22 protein-coding genes and 1 riboswitch are annotated in these 22,759 nt (G+C 66.0%); of the genes, 13 read left to right on the top strand and 9 right to left on the bottom strand.

Annotated elements, in window-relative coordinates:
* Positions 1–40: 40 nt before the first annotated feature.
* The 7 genes from gmk (at position 41) to CFR78_RS00140 (ending at position 6,306) form a co-directional block, all read left to right on the top strand.
* The gene (gene gmk / locus CFR78_RS00170) at positions 41–703 is read left to right on the top strand and encodes a guanylate kinase (protein WP_034930302.1); all 663 of its coding nucleotides are present in this window, start codon (positions 41–43) and stop codon (positions 701–703) included.
* 143 nt (positions 704–846) lie between these two features.
* Entirely contained in the window at positions 847–2,085 is a 1,239-nt protein-coding gene (locus tag CFR78_RS00165) for a multidrug effflux MFS transporter (RefSeq protein WP_034930305.1), read from the top strand.
* Between the two features lie 122 nt (positions 2,086–2,207).
* Entirely contained in the window at positions 2,208–2,993 is a 786-nt protein-coding gene (locus CFR78_RS00160; protein WP_007397289.1) for an MlaE family ABC transporter permease, read from the top strand.
* Complete coding sequence (locus CFR78_RS00155) at positions 2,990–3,784, top strand: ABC transporter ATP-binding protein (RefSeq protein ID WP_007397290.1); 795 nt, start codon at positions 2,990–2,992, stop codon at positions 3,782–3,784. The genes CFR78_RS00160 and CFR78_RS00155 overlap by 4 nt, the downstream gene beginning before the upstream one ends.
* A 181-nt stretch (positions 3,785–3,965) precedes the next feature.
* Positions 3,966–5,372 carry a DNA repair protein RadA gene (radA, locus tag CFR78_RS00150; RefSeq protein WP_034930308.1) on the top strand — a complete coding sequence of 469 codons (1,407 nt, stop codon included), beginning with the start codon at positions 3,966–3,968 and terminating at the stop codon, positions 5,370–5,372.
* Positions 5,369–5,995, top strand: a complete 627-nt coding sequence (locus CFR78_RS00145; RefSeq protein WP_007397292.1) for an IMPACT family protein — start codon at positions 5,369–5,371, stop codon at positions 5,993–5,995. The genes radA and CFR78_RS00145 overlap by 4 nt, the downstream gene beginning before the upstream one ends.
* Positions 5,996–6,054: 59 nt before the next feature.
* Complete coding sequence (locus tag CFR78_RS00140) at positions 6,055–6,306, top strand: DUF3297 family protein (protein ID WP_007397293.1); 252 nt, start codon at positions 6,055–6,057, stop codon at positions 6,304–6,306.
* A 146-nt stretch (positions 6,307–6,452) separates the two neighbouring features.
* Here CFR78_RS00140 and CFR78_RS00135 read toward each other — a convergent pair whose 3' ends face one another.
* The 7 genes from CFR78_RS00135 to CFR78_RS00105 form a co-directional block, all read right to left on the bottom strand.
* On the bottom strand, positions 6,453–9,047 hold the full coding sequence (locus CFR78_RS00135; RefSeq protein WP_034930310.1) for an MMPL family transporter: 2,595 nt from the start codon (positions 9,045–9,047) through the stop codon (positions 6,453–6,455).
* A 142-nt stretch (positions 9,048–9,189) separates the two neighbouring features.
* The gene (locus CFR78_RS00130; protein ID WP_034930313.1) at positions 9,190–10,200 is read right to left on the bottom strand and encodes a lysylphosphatidylglycerol synthase domain-containing protein; all 1,011 of its coding nucleotides are present in this window, start codon (positions 10,198–10,200) and stop codon (positions 9,190–9,192) included.
* A gap of 75 nt (positions 10,201–10,275) precedes the next feature.
* Positions 10,276–10,761 (bottom strand): 6,7-dimethyl-8-ribityllumazine synthase, encoded by a 486-nt coding sequence (gene ribH, locus CFR78_RS00125; protein WP_034930315.1) that lies wholly within the window; start codon positions 10,759–10,761, stop codon positions 10,276–10,278.
* A gap of 44 nt (positions 10,762–10,805) precedes the next feature.
* Entirely contained in the window at positions 10,806–12,056 is a 1,251-nt protein-coding gene (locus CFR78_RS00120; protein ID WP_034930318.1) for a bifunctional 3,4-dihydroxy-2-butanone-4-phosphate synthase/GTP cyclohydrolase II, read from the bottom strand.
* Positions 12,056–12,673: a riboflavin synthase gene (locus CFR78_RS00115; RefSeq protein WP_034930320.1), complete on the bottom strand. Its 618-nt coding sequence runs from the start codon at positions 12,671–12,673 to the stop codon at positions 12,056–12,058. Before CFR78_RS00115 ends, CFR78_RS00120 begins: the two co-directional genes overlap by 1 nt.
* Positions 12,674–12,675: 2 nt before the next feature.
* Positions 12,676–13,716: a bifunctional diaminohydroxyphosphoribosylaminopyrimidine deaminase/5-amino-6-(5-phosphoribosylamino)uracil reductase RibD gene (ribD, locus tag CFR78_RS00110; RefSeq protein WP_371440433.1), complete on the bottom strand. Its 1,041-nt coding sequence runs from the start codon at positions 13,714–13,716 to the stop codon at positions 12,676–12,678.
* 92 nt (positions 13,717–13,808) lie between these two features.
* Positions 13,809–13,972: riboswitch (FMN riboswitch) on the bottom strand.
* Between the two features lie 93 nt (positions 13,973–14,065).
* A complete protein-coding gene (locus tag CFR78_RS00105) occupies positions 14,066–14,962 on the bottom strand; it encodes an MIP/aquaporin family protein (RefSeq protein ID WP_034930323.1) in 897 nt (298 codons plus the stop codon).
* Positions 14,963–15,322: 360 nt separating this feature from the next.
* On the opposite strand from CFR78_RS00105, the gene CFR78_RS00100 reads away from it, so the two are divergent.
* Complete coding sequence (locus CFR78_RS00100) at positions 15,323–17,113, top strand: hypothetical protein (protein ID WP_007397305.1); 1,791 nt, start codon at positions 15,323–15,325, stop codon at positions 17,111–17,113.
* Here the strand turns inward: CFR78_RS00100 and CFR78_RS00095 are convergent.
* Positions 17,085–17,642, bottom strand: a complete 558-nt coding sequence (locus tag CFR78_RS00095) for a hypothetical protein (protein WP_240471389.1) — start codon at positions 17,640–17,642, stop codon at positions 17,085–17,087. The two genes, CFR78_RS00100 and CFR78_RS00095, sit on opposite strands and share 29 nt — an antisense overlap.
* A 266-nt stretch (positions 17,643–17,908) precedes the next feature.
* Between CFR78_RS00095 and CFR78_RS00090 the strand changes: the two genes are divergently transcribed.
* The gene (locus CFR78_RS00090) at positions 17,909–18,136 is read left to right on the top strand and encodes a DUF3126 family protein (protein WP_034930412.1); all 228 of its coding nucleotides are present in this window, start codon (positions 17,909–17,911) and stop codon (positions 18,134–18,136) included.
* A 46-nt stretch (positions 18,137–18,182) separates the two neighbouring features.
* On the opposite strand, the gene CFR78_RS00085 is transcribed toward CFR78_RS00090, so the two are convergent.
* Positions 18,183–18,809: a DUF2939 domain-containing protein gene (locus CFR78_RS00085; protein ID WP_034930326.1), complete on the bottom strand. Its 627-nt coding sequence runs from the start codon at positions 18,807–18,809 to the stop codon at positions 18,183–18,185.
* Positions 18,810–19,007: 198 nt separating this feature from the next.
* Between CFR78_RS00085 and CFR78_RS00080 the strand changes: the two genes are divergently transcribed.
* The 4 genes from CFR78_RS00080 to pyk are packed head-to-tail and all read left to right on the top strand — an operon-like array spanning position 19,008 to position 22,680.
* Positions 19,008–19,832: a HesA/MoeB/ThiF family protein gene (locus CFR78_RS00080; RefSeq protein ID WP_034930329.1), complete on the top strand. Its 825-nt coding sequence runs from the start codon at positions 19,008–19,010 to the stop codon at positions 19,830–19,832.
* On the top strand, positions 19,829–20,221 hold the full coding sequence (locus CFR78_RS00075; protein ID WP_371440432.1) for a hypothetical protein: 393 nt from the start codon (positions 19,829–19,831) through the stop codon (positions 20,219–20,221). The genes CFR78_RS00080 and CFR78_RS00075 overlap by 4 nt, the downstream gene beginning before the upstream one ends.
* Positions 20,222–20,236: 15 nt before the next feature.
* Positions 20,237–21,208, top strand: a complete 972-nt coding sequence (locus CFR78_RS00070) for an SH3 domain-containing protein (protein WP_034930335.1) — start codon at positions 20,237–20,239, stop codon at positions 21,206–21,208.
* Positions 21,209–21,240: 32 nt separating this feature from the next.
* Entirely contained in the window at positions 21,241–22,680 is a 1,440-nt protein-coding gene (gene pyk, locus CFR78_RS00065) for a pyruvate kinase (RefSeq protein WP_034930337.1), read from the top strand.
* Positions 22,681–22,759: the final 79 nt, after the last annotated feature.

Raw genomic sequence — 22,759 nt, 5'->3', positions numbered from 1 at the left:
GGCCTGCATTTGTCGGGATGCCACGACCAAGGAGAGCCGCATGAGCCAGACATCCCTCCCCCCCCGAACAGCATCCGCCCCGCCGGTCCGGCGCCGGGGGGTCTGTCTGGTTATCTCTGCACCCTCGGGCGCAGGCAAGTCCACCATCGCCAATGCGCTGCGGGCATCCGAGCCACAGCTGCTGCATTCCGTATCGGTCACGACCCGCCAGCCCCGACCGGGGGAAAGCGATGGCATCCATTACCATTTCCGCAGCATGGAAGAATTCGAGCGCATGGCCCAGGCGGGCGAGATGCTGGAATGGGCGACCGTGTTCGGCCGGGGCTACGGCACCCCGCGCGCCCCGGTGGAGCAGGCCCTGGCGGAAGGGCGCGACATGGTGTTCGACATTGACTGGCAGGGCCACCGCCAGATCCGCGCGGCCCTGCCCGATGACGTGATCAGCCTGTTCGTGCTGCCGCCTTCCATCGAGGAACTGGAGCGCCGCCTGACCGGCCGCGCATCGGACGAAGCCGATGAGATCGCACGCCGCATGCAGGCCGCGCGTGACGAGATCTCGCACTGGAACGAATTCGATCACGTCATCATCAATTCCGATCTGGATACGGCGATTGCGGAAGCCCGCGCCGTGCTGGTCGCAGCCCGCCTTGAACGCCACCGGCAGGTGGGGCTTGCGGCGCTGGTGGCCGGTTTCGGGGTCTGAGCCACGCCGGCTGCGGCGGGGGGCGCACATGGCGCATGGGTTGCATGTGACATGGTTGTGGACAAGGCCGCCGCAATAGGCGGATATGCATCACGCGCGGCCCGTGGCCGTGCCCGCCTCCTGTCCTTTCCCGCCGGATTCCCATGCCCGCCCGTACCACGCCCGCCACCGCCATGCCGTACTGGATGATCGCCCTGCTGGGCCTGCTTACGGCCATCGGTCCCCTGTCCACGGATATGTATCTGCCTGCCTTCCCCTTTATGGACAGTGACCTGGCGGGCGGGTATGCGGGGGCCAGTCAGGTTACGCTTGCGGCGTGGTTTGCGGGGCTGGCGGTGGGGCAGTTCAGCCTTGGCCCCATTTCCGACCGGCTGGGGCGCAGGATTCCGCTGGTGGGCGGGCTGGTCCTGTTCATTGCGGGGTCCATGGGGTGCGCGCTGGCGGACGGGTTCGACCTGTTCTGTGTGTGCCGGTTCGTCTCGGCGCTGGGCGGGGCGGCCAGCGCGGTCGTGCCGCGCGCCATCGTGCGCGATGTGGCCACCGGCGCGCCGGGCGCGCGCATCATGTCGCAGCTCATGCTGGTCTTTGGCGTCATGCCCATCCTTGCGCCCTCGCTGGGCAGTCTTGTACTGTCGGTCGGGCACTGGCGGTGGATATTCTGGATCGCGGTCGGCTACGGCATGGTGGGGCTGGTGACGGTGCTGGCCACCCTGCGCGATACCATGCCGATGGACCGGCGCATTCCCTTTTCCCTGGCTGGCATGATCGGCCGCTATGGCGGGCTGGTGCGTGAGCCGGTGTTCATGTCCAGCGCGCTGCTCAACAGCTTTTCCTCCTTCGTCATGTTTGCCTACATCACCTCCGCTCCCATGGTGTTCGAGCATCTGCTGGGTTTCACGCCGGGGCAGTTCGGGGCCTTCTTCGGCATGAACGCCGCGATGTTCATCGTCTCGGCCCAGATCAACGCACGCCTGGTCCACCGGATCGACCTTTCCCGCCTGGTCGATGGCGGGATCGGGTGCGTCACGGTGGCGGCGGTGGCGTGCCTCGTACTGTCGCTGGCAGGGGTGGCGGGGGTGGGGCATCCGCTGCTGGTGTGCGTGCTGGTCATGTGCATTACCGGCTGCCTTGGCTTTATCGGGCCGAATGCCACGGTCATGGCCCTGACCCATCACGGCCACCAGGCGGGCAGTGCCTCGGCCCTGATGGGGACGATCCAGTTCTCCCTTGCCGCGGCCAGCGGCTTCATCATGGGTCATGTGGCCTTTCACAGCCCGGCGCCGCTGGCCATGGTGATCATGGCGGGTGTCGTGTGCATGATGGCATGCAACATGTGGCGGCAGGCCTGTGAACGGCGCGCGGCCGGGCAGGGGGCATCGTGACGGATGGTGGCGTGCCTCAGGCGCTTTCGCTTTGACGTGGGGCACGCCGCGCGCTAGGGCAGGGAGCATGTCCGCAGGATATGGCGCCCGCTGTGGCGTGCCCCTCAAGCGCTGGAGGCCTTGTGAACGGCGTTCTTGATTTTGTTGCCGGACTGGGCCGGGCGGTTCTGGACATTGTCCGCATGGCGGGAAAGGTGGCGCTTTTTGCCGCGCGCGCCCTGTCGCATGTGGTCCGTCCCCCCTTTTACTGGCGTATCCTGTGGGGCACGCTGGTGGAGATCGGTTTCTTTTCCCTGCCCGTGGTGGCACTGACCGCGCTGTTCTCCGGTGGCGTGATCGCGCTGCAGTCCTATACCGGCTTTGCCCAGTACCATGCCCAGAACGCCATTGCCGGGATTGTCATCCTGGCGGTCACGCGCGAACTGGGGCCGGTGCTGGCGGGGCTGATGGTGGCGGGCCGCGTGGGGGCCGCCATGTCGGCCGAGATCGGGACCATGCGCGTGACCGACCAGATCGACGCGCTGAGCACCCTGTCCACCAATCCCATGAAATACCTGGTCACGCCCCGGCTGGTGGCAGGTACGCTGGCGCTGCCCTTCCTGGTGCTGGTGGCGGACATACTGGGTGTGCTGGGCGGCTTTACCGTATGCGTGATGAAGCTGGACTTCTCGCCTTCCGCCTACATTGCCGCCACCATCGCCTCGCTCAAGGTGATGGATGTGACGGTGGGGCTGGTGAAGGCCGCGATCTTCGGGTTCCTGATCGCGCTCATGGGCTGCTATCACGGCTATAACAGCCGGGGCGGGGCCGAAGGGGTGGGGGCGGCCACCACGGCGGCGGTGGTCGCGGCGTCGATCCTGCTGCTGACCTTCGATTACCTTCTGACGGATGTGTTCTTTTCCCAATGAGTGACGCAACCCCCAAGATCCGCATTCGCGGCCTGAAAAAGGCGTTCGGCCCAAAAGTGGTGCTGGACGGGGTGGACCTTGATGTGATGGGTGGCACGTCATTCGTGGTCATTGGCGGTTCGGGCACCGGCAAGTCGGTGCTGCTGCGCTGCATACTGGGGCTGATCACGCCCGATGCCGGCTCCATCGAGATTGACGGCGTGGATGTCACCACCCTGTCCGCCCGCGAGCGTGAGCCGTACATGGCCAGGATCGGCATGCTGTTCCAGAACGGCGCGCTGTTTGACAGCCTGAGCGTGTGGGAAAACGTGACCTTCGGCCTGACGGCGGCCGCCCGCATGGGTCATGGCCCGCGGCTGACCCGCACGCAGGCGCAGGCGCGCGCGGCCGAACTGCTGGAGCAGGTGGGCATGGACCCCGCCGTGGGCGCGCTCTCGCCCGCCGAACTGTCGGGCGGCATGCAGAAGCGCGTGGGACTGGCGCGCGCCATCGCCGCCCGCCCCGAGATCCTGTTCTTCGATGAACCCACGACCGGTCTTGATCCCATCATGGGCGCCGTGATTGACGGGCTGATTGCCGACTGCGTACGAAAGCTGGGTTCCACCGCCATCGCCATCACGCATGACATGGCCTCCGCCCAGCGCATAGGGGACCAGGTAGGCATGCTGTACGAAGGCAGGCTGATCTGGCAGGGACTGCCCTCTACCCTGTTTGACAGTGGCAACCCGGTCGTGGACCAGTTTACCCATGGTCGCCGCGAGGGGCCGATCAAGGTAGATGTTCGTAATTAACTGATAAATAAAGATAAAAATTTTTGGGTGCCGCCTTTTTTTAAAAGGCGGCGTCTTTCGAAGCTTTTTGGAAAAAGCTTCACCAAAAACTTTTTCCTGTTTGGCTAAGGGCTTCCCTGACTTTTGCGGCCAGTCGCTCCATATATGATATACACGATCTGTTCTTGTCCAGGGAGCCATCATGGCGCGTCGGCCCGCTAACCGTTTTATCTGCCAGTCCTGCGGGGCGGTCTTTCCCAAGTGGTCGGGCCGGTGCGATGCCTGTGGCGCGTGGAACAGCATTGTGGAGGAAACGGTCGAACCGGCCGCCGGCGGCGGCACCAATGCCCGCAGGCGCAGTGGCGCCCGCATCAACCTTGTTGGCCTTGCGGGCGATACGCCGCCGCCACCACGGATCGAAACCCGGATTGGCGAACTGGATCGCGTGCTGGGTGGCGGGCTTGTCCCGGCTTCGGTCGTGCTGGTGGGCGGTGACCCTGGTATCGGCAAGTCCACGCTGCTGCTGCAGGGTGCCTGCGCGCTGGCGCGCGCGGGGCGCAAGGTGATGTATATTTCGGGCGAGGAAGCCGTGGACCAGATCCGCCTGCGCGCACGCAGGCTGGGGCTGGAAGCGCCCACGCTGGAACTGGCCGCCGCCATCAACGTGGCCGATATCGTGGCAACGCTGGAGGCGGAAAAGGATCTGGCGCTGGTGGTGATCGACTCGATCCAGACCATGTGGATGGAAACGGTGGAAAGCGCGCCCGGCACCGTAAGCCAGGTGCGCGCCTGCGCGTTTGAACTGATCCGCCTGGCCAAGCAGCGTGGCTTCAGCCTGATCCTGGTGGGTCATGTGACCAAGGAAGGGGCGCTGGCTGGCCCCCGCGTGCTGGAGCACATGGTCGATGCGGTCATGTATTTCGAAGGCGATCGTGGTCATCAGTTCCGTATCCTGCGCGCGGCCAAGAACCGCTTTGGCGCAACTGACGAGATCGGTGTGTTCGCCATGACCGATCAGGGGCTGGAGGAAGTACCCAATCCCTCCGCCCTGTTCCTGGCCGAACGGCGGGGGCACATTGCGGGCTCCGCCGTGTTCGCGGGCATGGAGGGCACGCGCCCCGTGCTGCTGGAAGTGCAGGCTCTGCTTTCGCCCAAGGCGGGGGATGGCGGCGCGCGGCGTGCGGTGGTGGGCTGGGATACGGGGCGGCTGAACATGCTGCTGGCCGTGCTGGAAGCGCGTTGCGGCATCAAGCTCAACGCCATGGATGTCCACCTCAATATCGCAGGTGGCCTGCGCGTTGGGGAGCCCGCGGCCGACATGGCGGTGGCCGCCGCCCTTGTCTCCGCCGCCACCGGCCAGCCCACCAGTGCCGGTTCGGTCTATTTTGGCGAGGTGGGCCTGTCGGGCGAGATCCGTCAGGTCTCGCAGCCCGATACACGGCTGAAGGAAGCGCACAAGCTGGGATTCGAACACGCCTTCCTGCCGCGCCGGATCGCGCGCGGTAACCGCAGGCCCACCGCCCCGGATGGGCTGGGCATACAGGAGATCGGCCATCTGGGTGATCTGGTCAGCCTGTTTACGGGGGCAATGGAGGAGGCGGCCGGGTGAGCGCGCCCGAACGCTTCATGCTGCGTGAACCCGCCATGCTGGAGCGGGAAGTCAGGAAAAGCATTTTCCTGGCACAGGCCGCGCCCGTGGCAACACCGGCGGAGGCCATGGAATTCATCGCCACCGTCAGTGACCCCGATGCCACGCATAACTGCTGGGCCTATCTGATTGGCCAGACCTATCGCAGCGATGATGCGGGTGAGCCCGGTGGCACGGCGGGGCGTCCCATCCTGCAGGTGATCGAGGGACAGGGCTTTGACCGCACCGTGGTGGTGGTCACGCGCTGGTTTGGTGGCACCAAGCTGGGCGCGGGCGGTCTTGTGCGCGCCTATGGCGGCACGGCGGCGGAATGCCTGCGCACGGCCGCGCGTGTGCCGATTGTGGAGAGGGTATCCCTGACCTTCACCTGCGGTTTTTCCGACCATGCCCTGTTACGCGCGCGGCTGGAGGGCATGGACTGCCAGATTGTGGGCGAGGATTTTGGCGCGGCAGGTGTTGGCATGCATATCGCCCTGCCCGTGGCGCGGGAGGCGGAGGTCCGCACCCGCATCACCGACATCACCCGGGGGCAGGCGGTGATCCGTGTGGTGGAGGAAGATGCAGGTCAGGGTGTTGGAGACTAACGGCATTGCCGCTATGTCAGACAGCGTTTCACGTTCAGCATACGGAAAAAAGACCAGCCATGACCGATACCCCGCCGGACCGCCTGTCCGTCAATCCCGCCAGCCCCTTCTATAACGAGGCCCTGCTTGAGCGTGGCATTGGCGTGCGCTTCAAGGGCGTCGAGAAAACCAATGTCGAGGAATACTGCATCAGCGAAGGCTGGGTGCGTCTGGCGGTAGGGCGTGCCACGGACCGCTTTGGCAACCCGATGACCATGAAGGTCACGGGCCCGGTCGAGGTCTGGTTCAAGTCCGGCACCGGGAGCGAATAAAGGGATAAAAGTTTTTGGTGAAGCTTTTTTCAAAAAGCTTTGAAAGAATGCCGTCTTTTTGAAAAAAGGCAGCGCCCAAAAACTTTTCCATGAAAAAAGGCCGCCCCCATCGGGATGCGGCCTTTTTTTGTCTTCCCTGCCAGCAGCTATTCCTTGTCGATCGCGCGCTTGGGCAGCAGGGCGGGCACAAAGATCAGCGTCGCCACCAGCGTGCAGGCCAGTGAGAGCAGCAGCAGCCGCCCCATGCTGGCCGTGCCGGGATGGTGCGATGCCGCCAGCGAGCCGAACGCCGTGCCCGTGGTCAGCGCCGAGAACAGTACCGCGCGCGCCGTGGGGCTGGACAGTGGCGACCGGATGCCCGCCCGCCAGTTCATGACGAAGTAGATGTTGAACGACACCCCCACCCCCAGCAGCAGGGGGAGTGCGATGATGTTGGCGAAGTTGAGCTGTTCGGGCACCACGATGATCAGGATGACCGTCATCAGGGCCGAGAGCAGCAGGGGGGCCAGCACCAGCGCCGTATCGAGCAGCCTGCGCAGGGCAACCGCCAGGATGATGGCGATCATGACGATGGCCGCCGCCGCCGCCGTGACAAAGGCATGCACCATGGTTGCCGCACTCTGCACGATGTCGATGGCGGAGCCTGCCGCCATCGGGGCGATCTTCTGGATCTCGCTGACATAGGTGTGCAGCGCGCGGTTGCCCTTCATCTCGCGCGTGGGGTGGATTTCCACCAGTGCGCGGCCATCGGGCAGAAGGTAGTCACGCGCCAGCTGCGGCGGCACATCGGCAATGCCGACCGGCCTGGCCTGCAGCATGCCGCGCAGCATGTCGAGCTGCATGGGCAGGAAGCGCACCAGCGCCTCGTTGGTGGCCAGGATGCGCTGGTCATCGGTCTGTGACAGGTGGGCCAGGGCCGACTGGATGCGCCGCAGCGGGTCATCGGCGGCCAGCTTGTCCAGCACGCCACCCAGTTCGGCCGCGGTCTTGGCGGCGGCGGCCTTCAGTTCCGCGGCATCGGGGGCGGGCTTGGGGTTGGCCACGATCAGGGTGGGCAGCATGATGCTGGCGGCATCCTGTATCAGCGGCAGCTTGGTCTTCTGGTCGGCCGGCACGAGCGAGCCGAGCCACAGCGCGTCATGCACCAGCGGCAGGGCGGAAATCCTGTCCGACATGGCGGCGGCCTGATCCAGGGTGGGCATCAGGATATCCACCGTATAGGGCGAATACTGTGGCTCGGACATCAGCATGCCCAGCGTGACCATGCCTTCGGATTTCGGGTTCTTGGTATGCAATGGGTCGGCATCGAAGGTCAGGCGCGGCACCAGCGCCACACCCACCAGGGCAATCGCCACGAACACGGCCAGTATGGGCTTGCGGTGGTGGCGGATGGCCGTATCCACCGGGCGTGCCCAGCCAAAGCCGATGGTGCCATGCCCCGCCGTGGGACGGAACAGCCGCAGCAGGGCGGGCAGCAGCGTCAGCGTGCACACGAAGGCGAAGACCATGCCAAAGCCCGCGATCAGCCCAAGCTGGGCCACGCCCACGAAGGCTGTGGGGGTGAAGGCCAGGAAGCCCGCCGATGTGGCCATGGCGGCGACAAGGATCTGGTGGCCGGTCTCGTTCCCGGTCTGCTCAAGCGCCTGGACAATACCGGGTGCCGAGCCATCGGGCAGGGACTGCGCGCGGAAGCGGACGGAGAACTGGATGGCGAAATCCACCGCGATGCCCACGAACAGGATGGCGAACGCCACCGAGATCAGGTTCAGCTTGCCCACCACAAGGGCCGCGAAGCCCGTGGTCAGCAGCAGCCCCGACACCAGTGTTATGATGATGGGCACGATCACCCGCCACGTATGCACCGCCAGCACCAGCCACAGCGAGACCAGCACCAGTGAGCCGAGCAGGCCCGCCACCATGCCTTCGGCCACGGTGGCGAATTCCTCATCCGCAATCTGGGTATCGCCCGTGATATGGACATGCGCCCGCCCGCTCTTGACGAAGGGCAGTTCGGCGGCAGCAGCGCGGATCGCATCGGCGGCGGCGCCCCCGGGCTGGAAGGAATCATAATCCAGCTTGGGCTGGGTCACGACAAACTGGAACTTGCCCCCCAGGTCGGCCAGGTCTCCCGCCAGCAGCCGCTCCCACGAAAGCGGTTCGGGCGTGCCGGACACGGCATGTTCCAAGGTGGTGGCAAAGCCGCCCAGCGCGCTACGGAAGGGGCCAAGATCGGCCTGGCCCTGGTTTATGCCCAGCGCGATCAGGTCCAGCGCATCAAACAGGCCGCGCCCGGAGGGGTCGGCGGCCAGTTCGCTCAGGAAGGGCTGGGCGGTGATGGTGGTGTTGAGCACGCGCTCCAGCGCCTTGGGGTCCAGGAACATCAGGCCGTTGCGCACCAGATAGGGGTCGGTCTGTGGCGTGGTGACGTAATTGAAATGGGTGTGGTCATCACGCAGCCTTGCCGCAAGCCCAAGTGCTGTCTGCTGGGCTTCCTCGGGCAGGGCCGCGTCGATCACGGCAACAAGCTGGTCCTGCTTTTGCGGAAACAGGCGGCCCATCTCGTCAGAGCGCTTTTTCCAATCCAGTGAGGCCGAGAACATCTGGTCCGTATCGGTCGTGACCCCCAGCAGCGCATAGCTGGCATAGGTGGCACCCGCGATCAGGAGGGCAAAACCCGCCACGACCGCAATGGCATGACGGGAACAGAAAGCGACAAGACGCCCAAGCGGTACCGATAGCATGACGAGTATTCAGCCCTTCAGAAACCCACGTCGTGCCGCATGGGGCGCGGCAGCCGGTGAAGAGGCCCGGTTTGGCCCATGATGTGGTCCCGATGCAAGGTGGTTCTTTATTGCGTGCCGTAACAGGCCCTGCGTAATCACGTCACGGCTGGCCGGTCATGTGTATTTCCTTGGTGGCGGCGGGGTTCGGGCGTACCCAGCGCATTTCCATCACCTGCCATGCCACCAGCGAGGGCAGGCCCCATGCAATCTCGCGCAGGCGCTTGATCAGCGAGAGCGCGATGCCAGCCTGCGGCGACAGGCCGAACAGGCCGCCGATGATGATATAGCCCCCTTCCGACACGCCAAGCGCGCCGGGCACGGCAAACCCCGCCGATTTGGCGGCCTGCCCCACGCTTTCGATCACAAAGCTGTCAGCAAGGGAAAGCGGGTGCCCCATGGCGCGCAGGACAAGGAACACCTCGATCGTGCCCAGCGACCAGCCCAGCAGCTGCATGCTCCCCGCGCGCAGTGAATTCTCGCGCGTGCGGTACAGGCCCAGGATCTCGTCATGCAGCCCACGGATGTCATCCACCCCGTCCCATCCCAGATGCGCGGCGATGCGCACCAGCAGCCTTTCCACCACCGAGACCGCGCCCAGGTACTGGCTGCCAAAAAACACCGCCCCCAGCAGCAGCGCCGCACCCGCGCTTTCCATAAGTCCGTCGGTAACGGGGGAACGGTTGACCAGACAGAACAGCAGCCCCAGCCCCAGCAGCGTGAACGTGACCTGGCTGAGCAGTTCAATGGTCAGGTCACAGATGGTGGAGGCGGCGGCCCGCCTTATGCCCAGCCCTTCGCGGCGGGCCAGCAGGCGGGTGGTGATCACCTCCCCCCCCACCTGGGCTACGGGCAGCAGGTTGTTGATCCCTTCGCGCGCGCAGCGCAGGGCGACAAAATCGGCAAAGGGCAGGGGGGCACGTCCGGTCTGTGCCAGAAGCCGCCAGGCCTGGGCGGAGGCACAGACCTGTGTCGCATGGAATGCGATGATGGCCGGGATGCTCCACCCGCCCGCGGCCACCAGGCCCAGGATGTCATGCAGGCCGAAACGCGCCAGCATCCAGATCGCAAGGCCGATACCGAATGCCCCGGCGATGAAGGTGAGCTGCCGCATTCGCCATCCCCGCTTTTGTCCCTACAGGACCATGAGAGGACTGTTTTCAGCCGTTTCGCATGGGCCTGCGGTATCTTAACAGCCTCTGATTTTATGAAGCAATGCGATACTTTCAACACAGGCGGCAACGGCTTCGCGGCCCTTGTTGTGCACGTCATCACGCGAGCGGACCACCGCCTGTTCATCGGTATAGGTGGTCAGCACGCCAAAGGCGATCGGCACTTCGGTACTGAGGGCCGCCTGCTGCAGCCCGATCGTGGCGCCCAGGCTGATGAACTCGAAATGCGCGGTATCGCCCTTGATCACGCAGCCAAGGCAGACCACGCCATCATACCGCCCGGTGCGGGCCAGGGTCTGGGCCAGCAGGGGCAGTTCATACGCGCCGGGGGCGTACAGGATGTCTTCGGCGCGCAGGGCGATGTCGTGCTCGCCCAGCCAGGCCACCGCGCCATCGCGCAGGCCGTGGGTCACGTTCTCGTTGAAACGGCTGACCACGATCGCGATGCGCGGTGGGTGGGCGAAGTCAAGCCGGGCGGGGGTAGAGGGGATGTTGGTGCTCATGTCTGGCGTATTTTCCGTGATTGTCGTGATTGTTCCGTGTGAAGTCAGTGCGTATCCGCCGTTTCCGGCTGGCACAGGGCATGGCCCATCCGGGTGCGCTTGGCTTCGAGATAGGCCCGGTTGAAGGGGTTGGGTGCCACCGCAAGCGCAATGCGCTCGCGCACGTCAAAGCCGTGCTCGTGCAGGGCGCGCACCTTGTCGGGGTTGTTGGTCAGCAGGTCGAGCCGGTTCACCCCCAGCGCGCGCAGGATGGCGGCGGCCGCCTGCCAGTCACGTGCATCGGTCTCGAAGCCCAGCCGGTGGTTGGCGTCCACCGTATCCAGCCCTTCATCCTGCAGCGCATAGGCGCGGATCTTGTTGGCCAGCCCGATGCCGCGCCCCTCATGCCCGCGCACATACACCAGCACGCCCGCCTTGGCCCGGCCGATCTGCTCCAGCGCGCCCTGCAGCTGCGCGCCGCAGTCGCAGCGCAGCGAACCCAGCGCATCGCCCGTCACGCATTCGGAATGCAGGCGCACCAGCGGTACGGTGCCGGGGGTGCCCGGCTGGCCCTTGACCATGGCCACATGTTCCGTCCCGTCCGGGGCGCGGAAGGCGTGGATCATCATGTCCGTGCCGCCAAAGCGGCTGGGCAGGCGGGTGCGCGCGACCATCTCCACCGCCGGCGGGGCATCCGTGCCGTCCGTGATCGGGTTGTCCTTCAGCCAGCGCGCCAGTTCGGCGATGGAAAGGATCTGAAGCCCGTGGCGCCTGGCATAGGGGCGCAGGTCGTCCATGCGCGCCATGGTGCCGTCCGCGTTCATGATCTCGCAGATCACGGCGGCCGGGATCAGCCCCGCCATGCGGGCCAGGTCGACCGAGGCTTCGGTGTGGCCGGGGCGTGCCACCGTGCCACCCGGCACCGCGCGCAGCGGGAAGATATGGCCGGGGGAGACCAGGTCTTCTGGCCCCGCATCGGGGGCGGCGGCCGCCAGCACGGTCCTGGCGCGGTCGGCGGCCGAGATGCCGGTGGTCACCCCCTCACGCGCCTCGATGGAGACGGTAAACGCCGTGCCGCGCGGGCAGGTGTTCACCTGTGTCATCATGGGCAGGTTGAGTTGCGTGATCCGCCCGGGCGACATGGGCATGCACACCAGCCCACGGGCATGGGTGACCATGAAGTTCATGGCGTCCGGCGTCATGAGTTCGGCGGCCATGACCAGGTCACCCTCGTTCTCGCGGTCCTCGTCATCCACAAGGATGATCATCCCGCCCCGGCGGATGGTTTCTATGGCCTGCGCCAGTGCCGGGGGCATCAACGATACTGACATACGCTCTCCACATATTTGGCGATGACATCGACTTCGATGTTCACCGCATCCCCTGCCTTCAGGGTGCCAAGTGTTGTGTGTTCCCATGTATGGGGAATGATCATGAGGGCGATGCGGAACGCATCGGGTGGACACCCGTCGGCACCCGGCTCCCCCACCGCGTTCAGCGTCAGGCTGATGCCATCGATCGTGATCGATCCCTTTTCCACCAGGTAGCGGCGCAGGCGGGCGGGAATGCTGAAGGTGATGTGACGGGCCTCGCCCACCTGTTCCACCGCCAGCAGCCGGCCGGTGCCATCGACATGCCCCTGCACGATATGGCCTGACAGGCGGGTGGCGGGCGTGACCGCGCGTTCAAGGTTTACCCGGTGCCCGGCCTCGATCCGGCCCAGCGCCGTGCGGTCCAGCGTTTCCGAACTGATGAAGAACGTGGCGGTGCCCGCCGCGTCAAACGACGTGACCGTCAGGCATACGCCATTGACGGCAATGCTCTCGCCCAGGCTCAGGTCGGGTATGCCGGTGGCCACGGTGATGTCCAGGTCACGGTCAAGCCGCCGCGCGGCGCTGACGTGTCCCTGGTGTTCGATGATGCCGGAAAACATGCTTACTCCTTCACGGCGGAAAGTTCGGGCAGCAGGTGGAGCGGTGTCACATCCCCCTCGCGCACGCGGATGCCGTAGTGGTCCGTGCCGTCCGCGCCCGCGGTAATGGTCAGCCAGTCGTGCCACAGGCCATGTGCGCGCAGTTCGGCCAGCAGGGCTGGGCCGGCTTCCACCATGGCCCAGGTCACGCCCGCCCGGCCCAGCAGGTCCGGCAGGGCCGCGATGTCGGTGCACAGGCGGACGTCAAAGCCCCGGTTGCGCGCAGCCGTCAGATAGGCGTCATCCACTTCCCCCGTGCGGGTGCAGATGGCGAGTACGCGCGGCGCGCGGCCGGCATGGTCGGGCACGCGGCGCACGTCCAGCCCCGGCCGGTCCGCGCGTATGGTGCGGCCGGTGGTAATCACCGCATCGGTTGCGCGGCGCAGGCGGTGCGCCAGGTCAAGCGAGGTGGCGGCGGTAAATGTGGTGCGTCCCGGCGGCGGCAGCATGGAGCCTGTGGCATCCACCGCCTGTTTGACCGTGATCCATGGCTGGCCGGTCCGGGCAAAATGGGCAAAGGGGGCCAGCAGGCTGCGGCACAGGGCGCGCAGGGCGGCCTGCGGGCCGGTGGGCTGGAGCACATGCACGCTCCGGCCCTGGCTGCGCAGGTAATCCGCCCCGCCGCCTGCAACATGGGGGTTGGGGTCACGCAGCCCGATCCACACATCCCGCACAGGGGTGGCTGCCAGCGCGTGCGAGCACGGGCCGGTGCGGCCGGTATGGTTGCACGGCTCCAGCGTTACGACGGCGGTATGGGCACGATCCAGCAGGCCGCGCGCGCGGCACTGGTTTATGGCCTGGATCTCGGCATGGGGCGTGCCCGCGCGATGGTGGCCACCCACGGCAAGGATGGTACCATCCCGATCCAGCAGGGCGCAGCCCACGGGGGGATTGGGGGCGGTGGCGCCCACATGGCGGGCGGCCTCATCAACCGCCGCGCGGAACCCGTGCGCGATGGCGGGGGGGAGGTCGGGGCCAGTTATGGCATTGCAGGCCTGCGGCAACGCGTCCAAAACACACTTCTCCATCCATCTGGACGGACTCAGGGCGCGTAAAACCATCTTCCCGCCTCCCCATGGGGAAGGCTGGCCATAGTTTCCGTTCTCTCTCATCCGGACTGTAACCGTCGGTTCCGGAATCACACCGGATCTGCTTGACCCCGACCAGCATAGAAGTGGCCGGGCGCTCGCGGACTTGTGCCCCCCGTTACAGGAAGCAGATACCGCCGGTGGGGAATTGCACCCCGCCCCGAGAACGCCTGCAAACCGGGCATGAACCCGATCTGCCTTTCAGTAAGGCGATATTGGGAATAATTTTCATCGATTGCAAGTAGGGTATTTTGAACCACAGTCTTCAATCGTACTTCGCAGGCCCGCCTTCCATGCGGCGACCGGGATGGAGAAGGGAGGGAATGCGGCCATGGTGGCCGAAATTGACCAGCCGCGCTTCCTCCACCTCGATCCGGCCCAGCAGGCGCGAACGCAGCAGCCAGATGGCCATCGCCGCCCCCGTGAACGGTCCCAGCGCATAGATCCAGAAGGAGTCCCACTGCCCCGTCACGACGGCGGGGCCAAAACTGCGGGCCAGATTGGAACTGTTGCCCGACAGCCACGCCGAGACCGGGTTGCACAGGCAGAAGAATACGCCGCCCGCCCATGGCGTGAACCATTTCAGCACCGGATGGGCGGCCAGCGCGCACAGCATGATCACCAGCAGGCAGGTCAGCACCATTTCCGTCACCAGCGGCCAGACGACCGCAACACCGGAAAAGGGCACCGTGGCGGCAAAGGTCGCGTCCTGCGCCATCTTTCCCCATACCGGCAGCACATGCCCCACACCCGCCAGCAGCACGGCGGCAAGACAGGCCCCCAGCATCTGGGCGGCCACATATCCGCACAGGTCCACCCATCCCAGCCGCCGGGCCAGGCTGAATGCCAGCGAGACGGAGGGACTGACATGCGCCCCGCTGACGCGCCCGAACGGCGTATAGGCCGCAACCGTCCCCGCCAGCCCGAAAAACAGCCCGCACAGCATGGTCTGGATTACGGGATGGGGGGCCAGCATGCGCCCGACGGGGGTCTGGGGCGTGGTCAGCAGCGTGACCGACACGATACCGCACAGCATGAGCACCATGGTGGCCACCATCTCGCAGCCATACAGTTTCCAGTGTAGTGGATGGTCGGGATGGGGGGCACCCGCAAGGGGCCGGTCCGTGATGGCTGATCCCCCCGGTGGCCGGGTTGCGGTCATGGCGTGCTCTCCCTTGCTGGCGCATGTAGAGGCCTTGAGTTAAAGGAAGAAATGGTGTGCAATAAACGGAATCATGCGAATATATGCCGTGCATGAGACTGACTAATGCATAGCAGTTGAACGTTTTTTCTATATCGGTCCGGAATCTGTTCCTATGTTCTGGCCGCCATATACACGCAAGGCGCAATCGGTCCTGTCCACGCCGGTTGGCGTTGCATGCGGGCGGCAGGCCGGGACGGATTCTTGTTTGTTAACCGGATGTGCAGGGGCGGACACGCCAGACTGATGGATTGCTGTTGGAAAAAGGGCCATCCCGGCCACCATGCCGGTACCTGCCTGGACAGGGCGGGCCGGGCAGGCATGATGCTGGGCGGGATGGTGGCCATGCTGGGTGGCCTGGTGGCGGCATCGCCCGCCCGGGCGGACGACATGGCCGAAATCCGGGCCATCCATGCCGAAATGCGGCGGCTGGAAGCCAAGGTCGAACAGCTGGAAGCCCATCACGGCATGGCGCGCGGCAGCCAGAACGTGGTGGCGGGCCGCACCCTGCGCTCGGGCGGGCGGACGGGGGGCAGTGCATCGGCCAGCAACCCGTCGGGCCAGCTCAGCGTCATGCCCGATCTCTCACGGCTGACCATCGGCGGCCCGGCCCTGTCGGATGATGCGCAGGCCGCCGCCGCGGCCGAGAACACCATGACCGAGGCAATCATCCCGGCGCAGGCCAAGCTCGACCTTGATTCCTCCAGCCCGCTGGCCATCACCCAGACCGGGGTGGACAGCCTGCCGCCCGTATTCCGCATTGGCGGCGTGTCGGTCAGGCTGGGGGGATTCATCGATTTTTCCAACATCTACCGCAGCAAGAACCTGACCAGCGGCCCCGCCACCAGCTGGGGCAGCTTTCCCTATGCCAACAGCCCCAATGCCCATACCGGGGAGTACCGGCCCTCGGCGCAGCTGACACGCCTGAGCGTGCTGCTGCAGGGCTCGCCCACCAAGGACGAGACCCTGTCGGGTTATATCGAGACCGATTTCGGCGGCGCCGCCGGTACCGCCAACAGCTACCAGACCAACAGCTACACGCCCCGCATCCGGCAGGCGTACATGACCTACAGCAACACCAAGTGGGGCTTCCATATCCTCGCGGGGCAGGCCTGGAGCCTGACGACGGGCTATACGCAGGGCCTGCTGTCACGTCATGAACAGCTGCCGCCGGTGGTCGATAACAACCAGATCCCCGGCATCGTGTTCACCCGCGTGCCGCAGATCCGCTTCATCAAGGATTTCGGGCGCAAGTGGTGGCTGGGCCTGTCGCTGGAGGCACCGCAGGTGGCCTATGCCGCATCGGGCAGCGCGGGCGACCACGCCATGCTGACCGGTACGGATGATGACACCCTGGCCTCGTCCGGCACGACCCTGCTTTACAACAATGCAGGGTCCGGCATGCTCAATCCCAATGCCAAATACAGCATGGATGTCGCGCCCGACATCGTGCTCAAGGGCGCGCTGGATACCCGGCCCGCCCATTACGAGATCTATGGCCTTGCGCGCTGGTTCAAGGCCATGTCGCAGGCATCCGCGGCAGGCAGCCCCATCCGTGAGCGCGTGTCCTTTGCCGGCGGCGTGGGGGGGGACGTGACGGTGCATGTCATCCCACGCTACCTGCAGTTTACCGGCAATGTGCTGGCGGGGCAGGGTATCGGCCGTTATGGGCCCGCGATGTTGCCCGATGCCACGTTCAAGGCCAATGGCACGCCCGCGCCCATTCCCGAGATCATTGGCAGCATGGGCCTGATCGGCCATCCCACATCCAACCTGCTGGTCTATCTGTACGGGGGCGTGGAAAGTGCCGGGCGGCGGACCTATACCGGCACGGATGGCTATGAATACGGCTACGGAGTGAACGACCTGGCATTAAGCAGCTGTGATGTGGAACAGATCAGTGGTGGCAGCTGCGATGCCCAGACCCATACCGTAGCCGACCTGACCGTGGGTGGCTGGTGGCATGTGCTGCAGGGCGGATATGGCGCGGTCATGACCGGCGTGCAGTACACATACCTGCGCAAATTTGCCTATAAGGGCGGCGATGGCGCAACCCCCACCACGGGCGGCAACACCATTTACGTCACGTTCCGCTATCTGCCTTTCCAGTAGTTCCGCTGGCGGGGGCAAGGGCGGCCAGGCAGTCGGCCGACTGGTGGGCCAGATGGATGTCGTGCACCGCGCTGATGGCGCGGATGCTGTTCGTGCGCCAGCGCGCGGACATGCCATGGGGCGTGCACAGGGCACCCGCGCCCAGCAGCGGCCCGTTACCGGGATCAATGACCGACAGCACGGCATGCGGGTTGCGTGGCAGGGCCTGACGCAGGGCCGTGCGCAGGCGGCTGGCGGTCGGGTCATCCACATGGGTGATCAGGTCGGGCACCAGTGCGATCCACCCGTCCCACCCCGCCGCCACCGCCCGGCGCAGCTGGGGCCAGGACCTGTGGGCATCCAGCGCGCGGGCCGTGGCCTCGGCGCCATCTTCATGGATCTGGCGGGCAAGGTTGCGCGCGCTCAGCCCCAGGCTGGCTTCGGTGGGGGCGCCGGCGGGGGGCAGGCTGGCTGCAAGTGCTGTCAGCCCGACGGGGGGTGCAAGCAGGGCGACAAGCAGCATCAGCCGGGGAAAGGATTGGAGGCGCATGGTCTTTAATTCTCCTTTCGTGCTGGTGTTGCGGTATGATCAACCAGAGGGGGGAATCGTGGCATTGCCACGGCGCGGGTGGGGAAAATGATGGGCACGCGGTTGCAGGTGTGCCGACATGTCCCTATAGCCTGCGGCGATGCCCGGTAACGGACGGGGCAGCCGCGCGATCCTGACCGGACCGGCCACGCGCGTTGACCAGGGGGCCATATCCGGCCCTGATCATATTTCTGGCGGGTCCTGCCATTGTGGAGAACAGACGTTTCATGAGTGCCATGTCCTCTTCCGAAATTTCGCGCCTTCAGATCTGCCTGCGTCGCCTGCTGGGTTCGCCGGGGCTTACGGTCAATGCGCCCCCGCGGGCCGGGCTGTCTGTCGAGCTGGCCGTCAATGGTGAGGTGGTGGGTACCATCCATCGTGACGAGGATGAGGGCGAAGTGTCCTACGCCGTCCACATGACCGTTCTTGAAGAAGACCTGCCTGCCCCGAAATGACCGGCCGCGTAGTCGCGGGGGCGGGTAGGCCCACCCTTCCCGGCCCCTAGGGCTGGGTGACCGGCTGCGGCAGGGGACCCGCCGATGCCTCGATCAGGGGATGGGGGCGGGGTGCGGGCAGGTCGATATGATGGATTTTCCACTGGAAGGCGTGGATACGCATCTGCAGCCGCAGCGGGGTTTCATTTTCATGCCCGGGCACGAGCATGCTCGCCTCGAACACACCCGGATGGGTGAAGTGCATGTGCACGCCGCGCAGCATGCCATATAGGCCCTGATGCGTGCCGCTCTGTGCGGCGGGTGGCATCAGGTGGTCCACCAGTACGCCAAGCCGGTCGGGGCGCACTTCCTCATCAATGGCGTTGGAGACGGCGGATGACGCAAAGGACGCGCCGAATTCCGGCAGTTCGTCATCGGCGTGGGGCGGGCCGATCAGGCTGTCCACCACCTGGTTCTTCAGTCCGCTGCGTACCGATTCCCATTTCAGGCAGGTGTTCAGGCTGCCCATGTCATGGCTGCGGATGGCGGAGGTGATGGACCAGAGCGTGAAGAAGGGGGAGGCCATGTAAAGCGTGCTGGCGGCGGCCAGAGTGCCCGCGCAGACCCAGCGCGCCTGCTGGCGGCGCAGTGCCGAAAGGCCGGCGGGAATTTCCATGCGGGAAAGATAAGACATTGATTTATACTCCCCCCAACAGGCTTCATGCTTGTGACAGACTATACTGGAAACATATCCGGCATGCATTGGTTTCATGATTGAGGTGGGAAATTATCACGTAATCGTGATCACGGGCCTGTTGCTTCCCGCTGCACCCCCGCGGTGGCACAGTGTATCCGCCCCGTATGGGCAACCGGGTCCGGGCAGGAGGACAGGGTGAATTTTTCCGAAGAAGAGATCCAGCGCTACGCGCGCCACATCCTGCTGCCCGAAGTGGGCGGCACGGGGCAGCAGGCCCTGAAAGACGCCAGTATCCTTGTTGTTGGCGCGGGGGGGCTTGGCTCGCCCGTCGCCCTTTACCTGGCTGCGGCGGGGGTGGGCCGGATCGGGCTGGTGGATGACGACGTGGTGGACCTGTCCAACCTGCAGCGCCAGATCGCGCATGCAACCGACCGGATCGGCCAGCCCAAGGTCGAGTCGGCGGCCACCGCCCTGCGCGCGCTCAACCCCGGTACGCGGGTTGATTGTCATAACACCCGGCTTGGGGCGGAAAACGCCCGCGCGCTGGTACGCGGATACGACCTGGTGTGCGATGGCTCCGACAATTTCGCCACCCGCTATCTTGTGGCCGATGCCTGCGCGCTGGAACGGCGCACCCTTGTCTCCGCCGCCGTGCTGCGCTTCGAGGGGCAGCTTTCCACCTTCCGTCCCGGCGGCCCGTGCTATCGCTGCCTGTATCCCGAGGCCCCGCCCGCGGGCACCGTGCCATCCTGCGCCGAAGCCGGGGTATTCGGTGCGGTGACCGGCGTGATGGGCACCCTGCAGGCGACCGAGGCGCTGAAGGAAATCCTGGGCATTGGCGAAAGTCTTGCCGGCCGCCTGCTGGTATGGGACGCGCTGGCCATGCGCTTTCACACCATTGCCCTGCCATCCGATCCCGACTGCGCGCTGTGTGGCGCGCATCCCGCCATCCACGACCTGTCAGCCCATCAGGCACCGGCACAGGCCGGCTGCCGGGTGCCCGCGGGGGTCGCGTCATGACCATGGACCCTGCCGATGGCGCGCTGGCCATCCTGCTGTATGACGGGGCCTATGCGCGGGCGCATTACGCCTTTGTCGTGGCGGCGGGGGCCCTGGCCATCGGGCGGCCGGTCATCGTGTTTGCCGCCGGGCGGGGCGTGCATGCGCTGGCGCGTGACTGGAGTGGGCTGCATGATGCGGGTGATGATGCACTGGTGCGCGCGCGCGGTGTCGCGGGCATGGATACGCTGCGCGAGGCGGTCATGGAACTGGACGCGACCCTCATGGTCTGTGATGCGGCCCTCCGGCTGTGCGACCTTGCGCCCGACCTGCTGCTGGATGGCGTGCGGGTGGCGGGTATTCCCACCTTTCTCGAAGCTGCCCGGGGGCGGCAGATCATAACCCTGTAAGGATTGAAGAACACGATGGCGCAGTGCATGCGGCATGAACCCCTTGCGCGACCGGCCGGTGTGCCGTCCCGCATTCCCGCCCGGCGCGGGTCGTTGTTTCTGGCTGCCGGTGCGATGGCACTGCTGGCGGGCGGCGGCATGGCCCATGCGGCGTCGCAGGCGACGCATCATCACGCCCGCCATGCGGCTGAGCACGACAAGGCCACGCATGGTGCCACCACGGCCAGAAGCAGCCTGGGCCATGCCCATGTGCATGCAGGCAAGGAGAAGGCGAAGCCCGCCGCCGCGGCGCATCACCACCATGCGGCGGCAGCAGCGGGCGTAGCGGCCGGTGCGGGCGTGGCCGCGACAGCCGCCACACAGCCCGCATCCGCCCGCCCGCCCGCAGTGGAGGCCCCGCCGCCCGTCCCGGTTGATAATACCAAGGGAAGCGTGACCGGGCTGCCGCTGCCGCGTTTTGCCGCCTTCCGCGCCGATGAGGTCAACCTGCGCACCGGGCCGGGCCAGCGCTACCCGATTGACTGGGTGTACCACCGCCGTGGCCTGCCGGTAAAAATCGAGCGTGAATTCGATGTCTGGCGGCTGGTGGAGGATTCGGACGGGCAGAAGGGCTGGGTCCATCAGGCAACCCTGGTGGGAACCCGCACGTTTGTCATACCGGGACTTCCGCCGCAGGGTGACGCCCAGCAGGCCGACCAGCCAAGTGCCAAGGAAACCGACGTGATCGGCCGGGCCGATACCCGGATTGTCGGGCATGTGGCCGATGTGGCGGAGGCCGCGGGCGTCAAGGGGGCGGTCATGCTGCGTGCGGATGCCGCCACCACATCCGCACCCGTGGCCGTGCTGCGGCCGGGCGTGGTGGGGACGATCCGCCAGTGCGCGGCGGGTACGCCATGGTGCAAGGTTTCGGTCAAGCAGTACAGCGGCTGGCTGGAACGCAGCGCCATGTGGGGATTACTGCCGCAGGAGGTGATCGCACCTTCCTGAGGCACCAGGACAGGAACAGACGGGAGAAAGACATGCCGGATACACCCTATCGTGCCATGCGCCGGACCAAGATCGTCTCGACGCTTGGCCCGGCCACGTCCGATCATGCGACCATCCGCGCGCTGGCGGTGGCGGGGGTGGATGTGTTCCGGCTCAACTTCTCCCATGGCACGCATGGGGACCATGCCGCCCGTCATGGCGTGATCCGCGATGTGGAGGCCGAGCTGGGCCGCCCGCTGGGCATTCTGGCCGATGTGCAGGGCCCCAAGCTGCGGGTGGGCACGTTTGCCAACGGGCGCGTGCAGCTGACACCGGGCGCGCGTTTCCGTCTGGACCTTGATCCCGCACCGGGAAACGAGACACGGGTCTGCCTGCCGCATCGTGAAATCCTTGCGGCAGCGGAGGAAGGCAGCACCCTGCTGCTGGATGATGGCCGGCTGGCGCTGAAGGTGTGCGAACGCGGCCCCGATTTCCTGCTGACGGAGGTGACGCTGGGTGGCGTGCTGTCGGACCACAAGGGCGTGAACGTGCCCGACGTGGTGCTGCCCATTCCCGCCCTGACGGACAAGGACCGCGCGGACATGGCCTTCGCGCTGGATCTGGGCATCGAATATGTCGGCCTGTCCTTCGTCCAGCGCCCCGAGGACGTGCGTGAGGCCCGCCGGCTGGCCGACGGGCGGGCATGGATCATGACCAAGCTGGAAAAACCGCAGGCGATGGACAATCTGGAAGAGATTGTCGCCCTGTCGGATGCGGTCATGGTGGCGCGTGGCGACCTGGGCGTGGAACTGCCGCCCGAACTGGTGCCGCTGGCGCAGAAGCGCATCATCCGCGTGGCCCGCAGGCTGGGCCGCCCGGTGGTGGTGGCGACCCAGATGCTGGAAAGCATGGTCCACGCCCCCACTCCCACCCGTGCCGAGGCATCGGACGTGGCGACGGCGGTGTTCGACGGCGCGGATGCGGTCATGCTCTCGGCCGAGACGGCGGTGGGCGCCTACCCGCGTGAGGCGGTGGCGATCATGGACCGCATCGTGCGCCGGGTGGAGGAGGACGAGGTCTGGCGCTGCCAGCTTGAGGCGTCCAGCCCCGAGGCGGACCACAACGTGGCCGGTGCCATTGCCGCCGCCGCGCGCCAGATCGTGGCCACGGTGGATGTGGCCGCCGTCGCCGCCTTCACGCTGTCGGGCCGCACCGCGCTGCGCATTGCGCGTGAGCGGCCGGCCTGCACCATCATCGGCCTTGCGCCCAGCGATGACGTGGCCCGCAGGCTGGCGGTGGCGTGGGGGGTGCAGGCGGTCTCGGTGGGGCAGGAAACGCCGGTGCATACCATTGAAAGTGTCGTGGACCAGGCATTGTCCATCATCAAGGCGGATGGCTACGGTGGCGTGGGCGATGCGGTGGTGATTGTGGCGGGCCTGCCCTTTGGGGTGGCGGGCAGTACCAACACGCTACGGATTGCAACCATCACCTAAAGTAATCAGACAGTAAGGAATAAAAGTTTCTGGGTGCCGCCTTTTTTCAAAAAGGCGGCATTCTTCAAAGCTTTTTGGG

Origin of the sequence: Komagataeibacter rhaeticus, assembly GCF_003207855.1 — a bacterium.
In the GTDB taxonomy this organism is placed as follows: Bacteria; Pseudomonadota; Alphaproteobacteria; order Acetobacterales; family Acetobacteraceae; genus Komagataeibacter; species Komagataeibacter rhaeticus.
The sequence above is the reverse complement of the archived record's forward strand: the minus strand, read 5'-3'. Positions and strand labels throughout refer to the sequence as shown.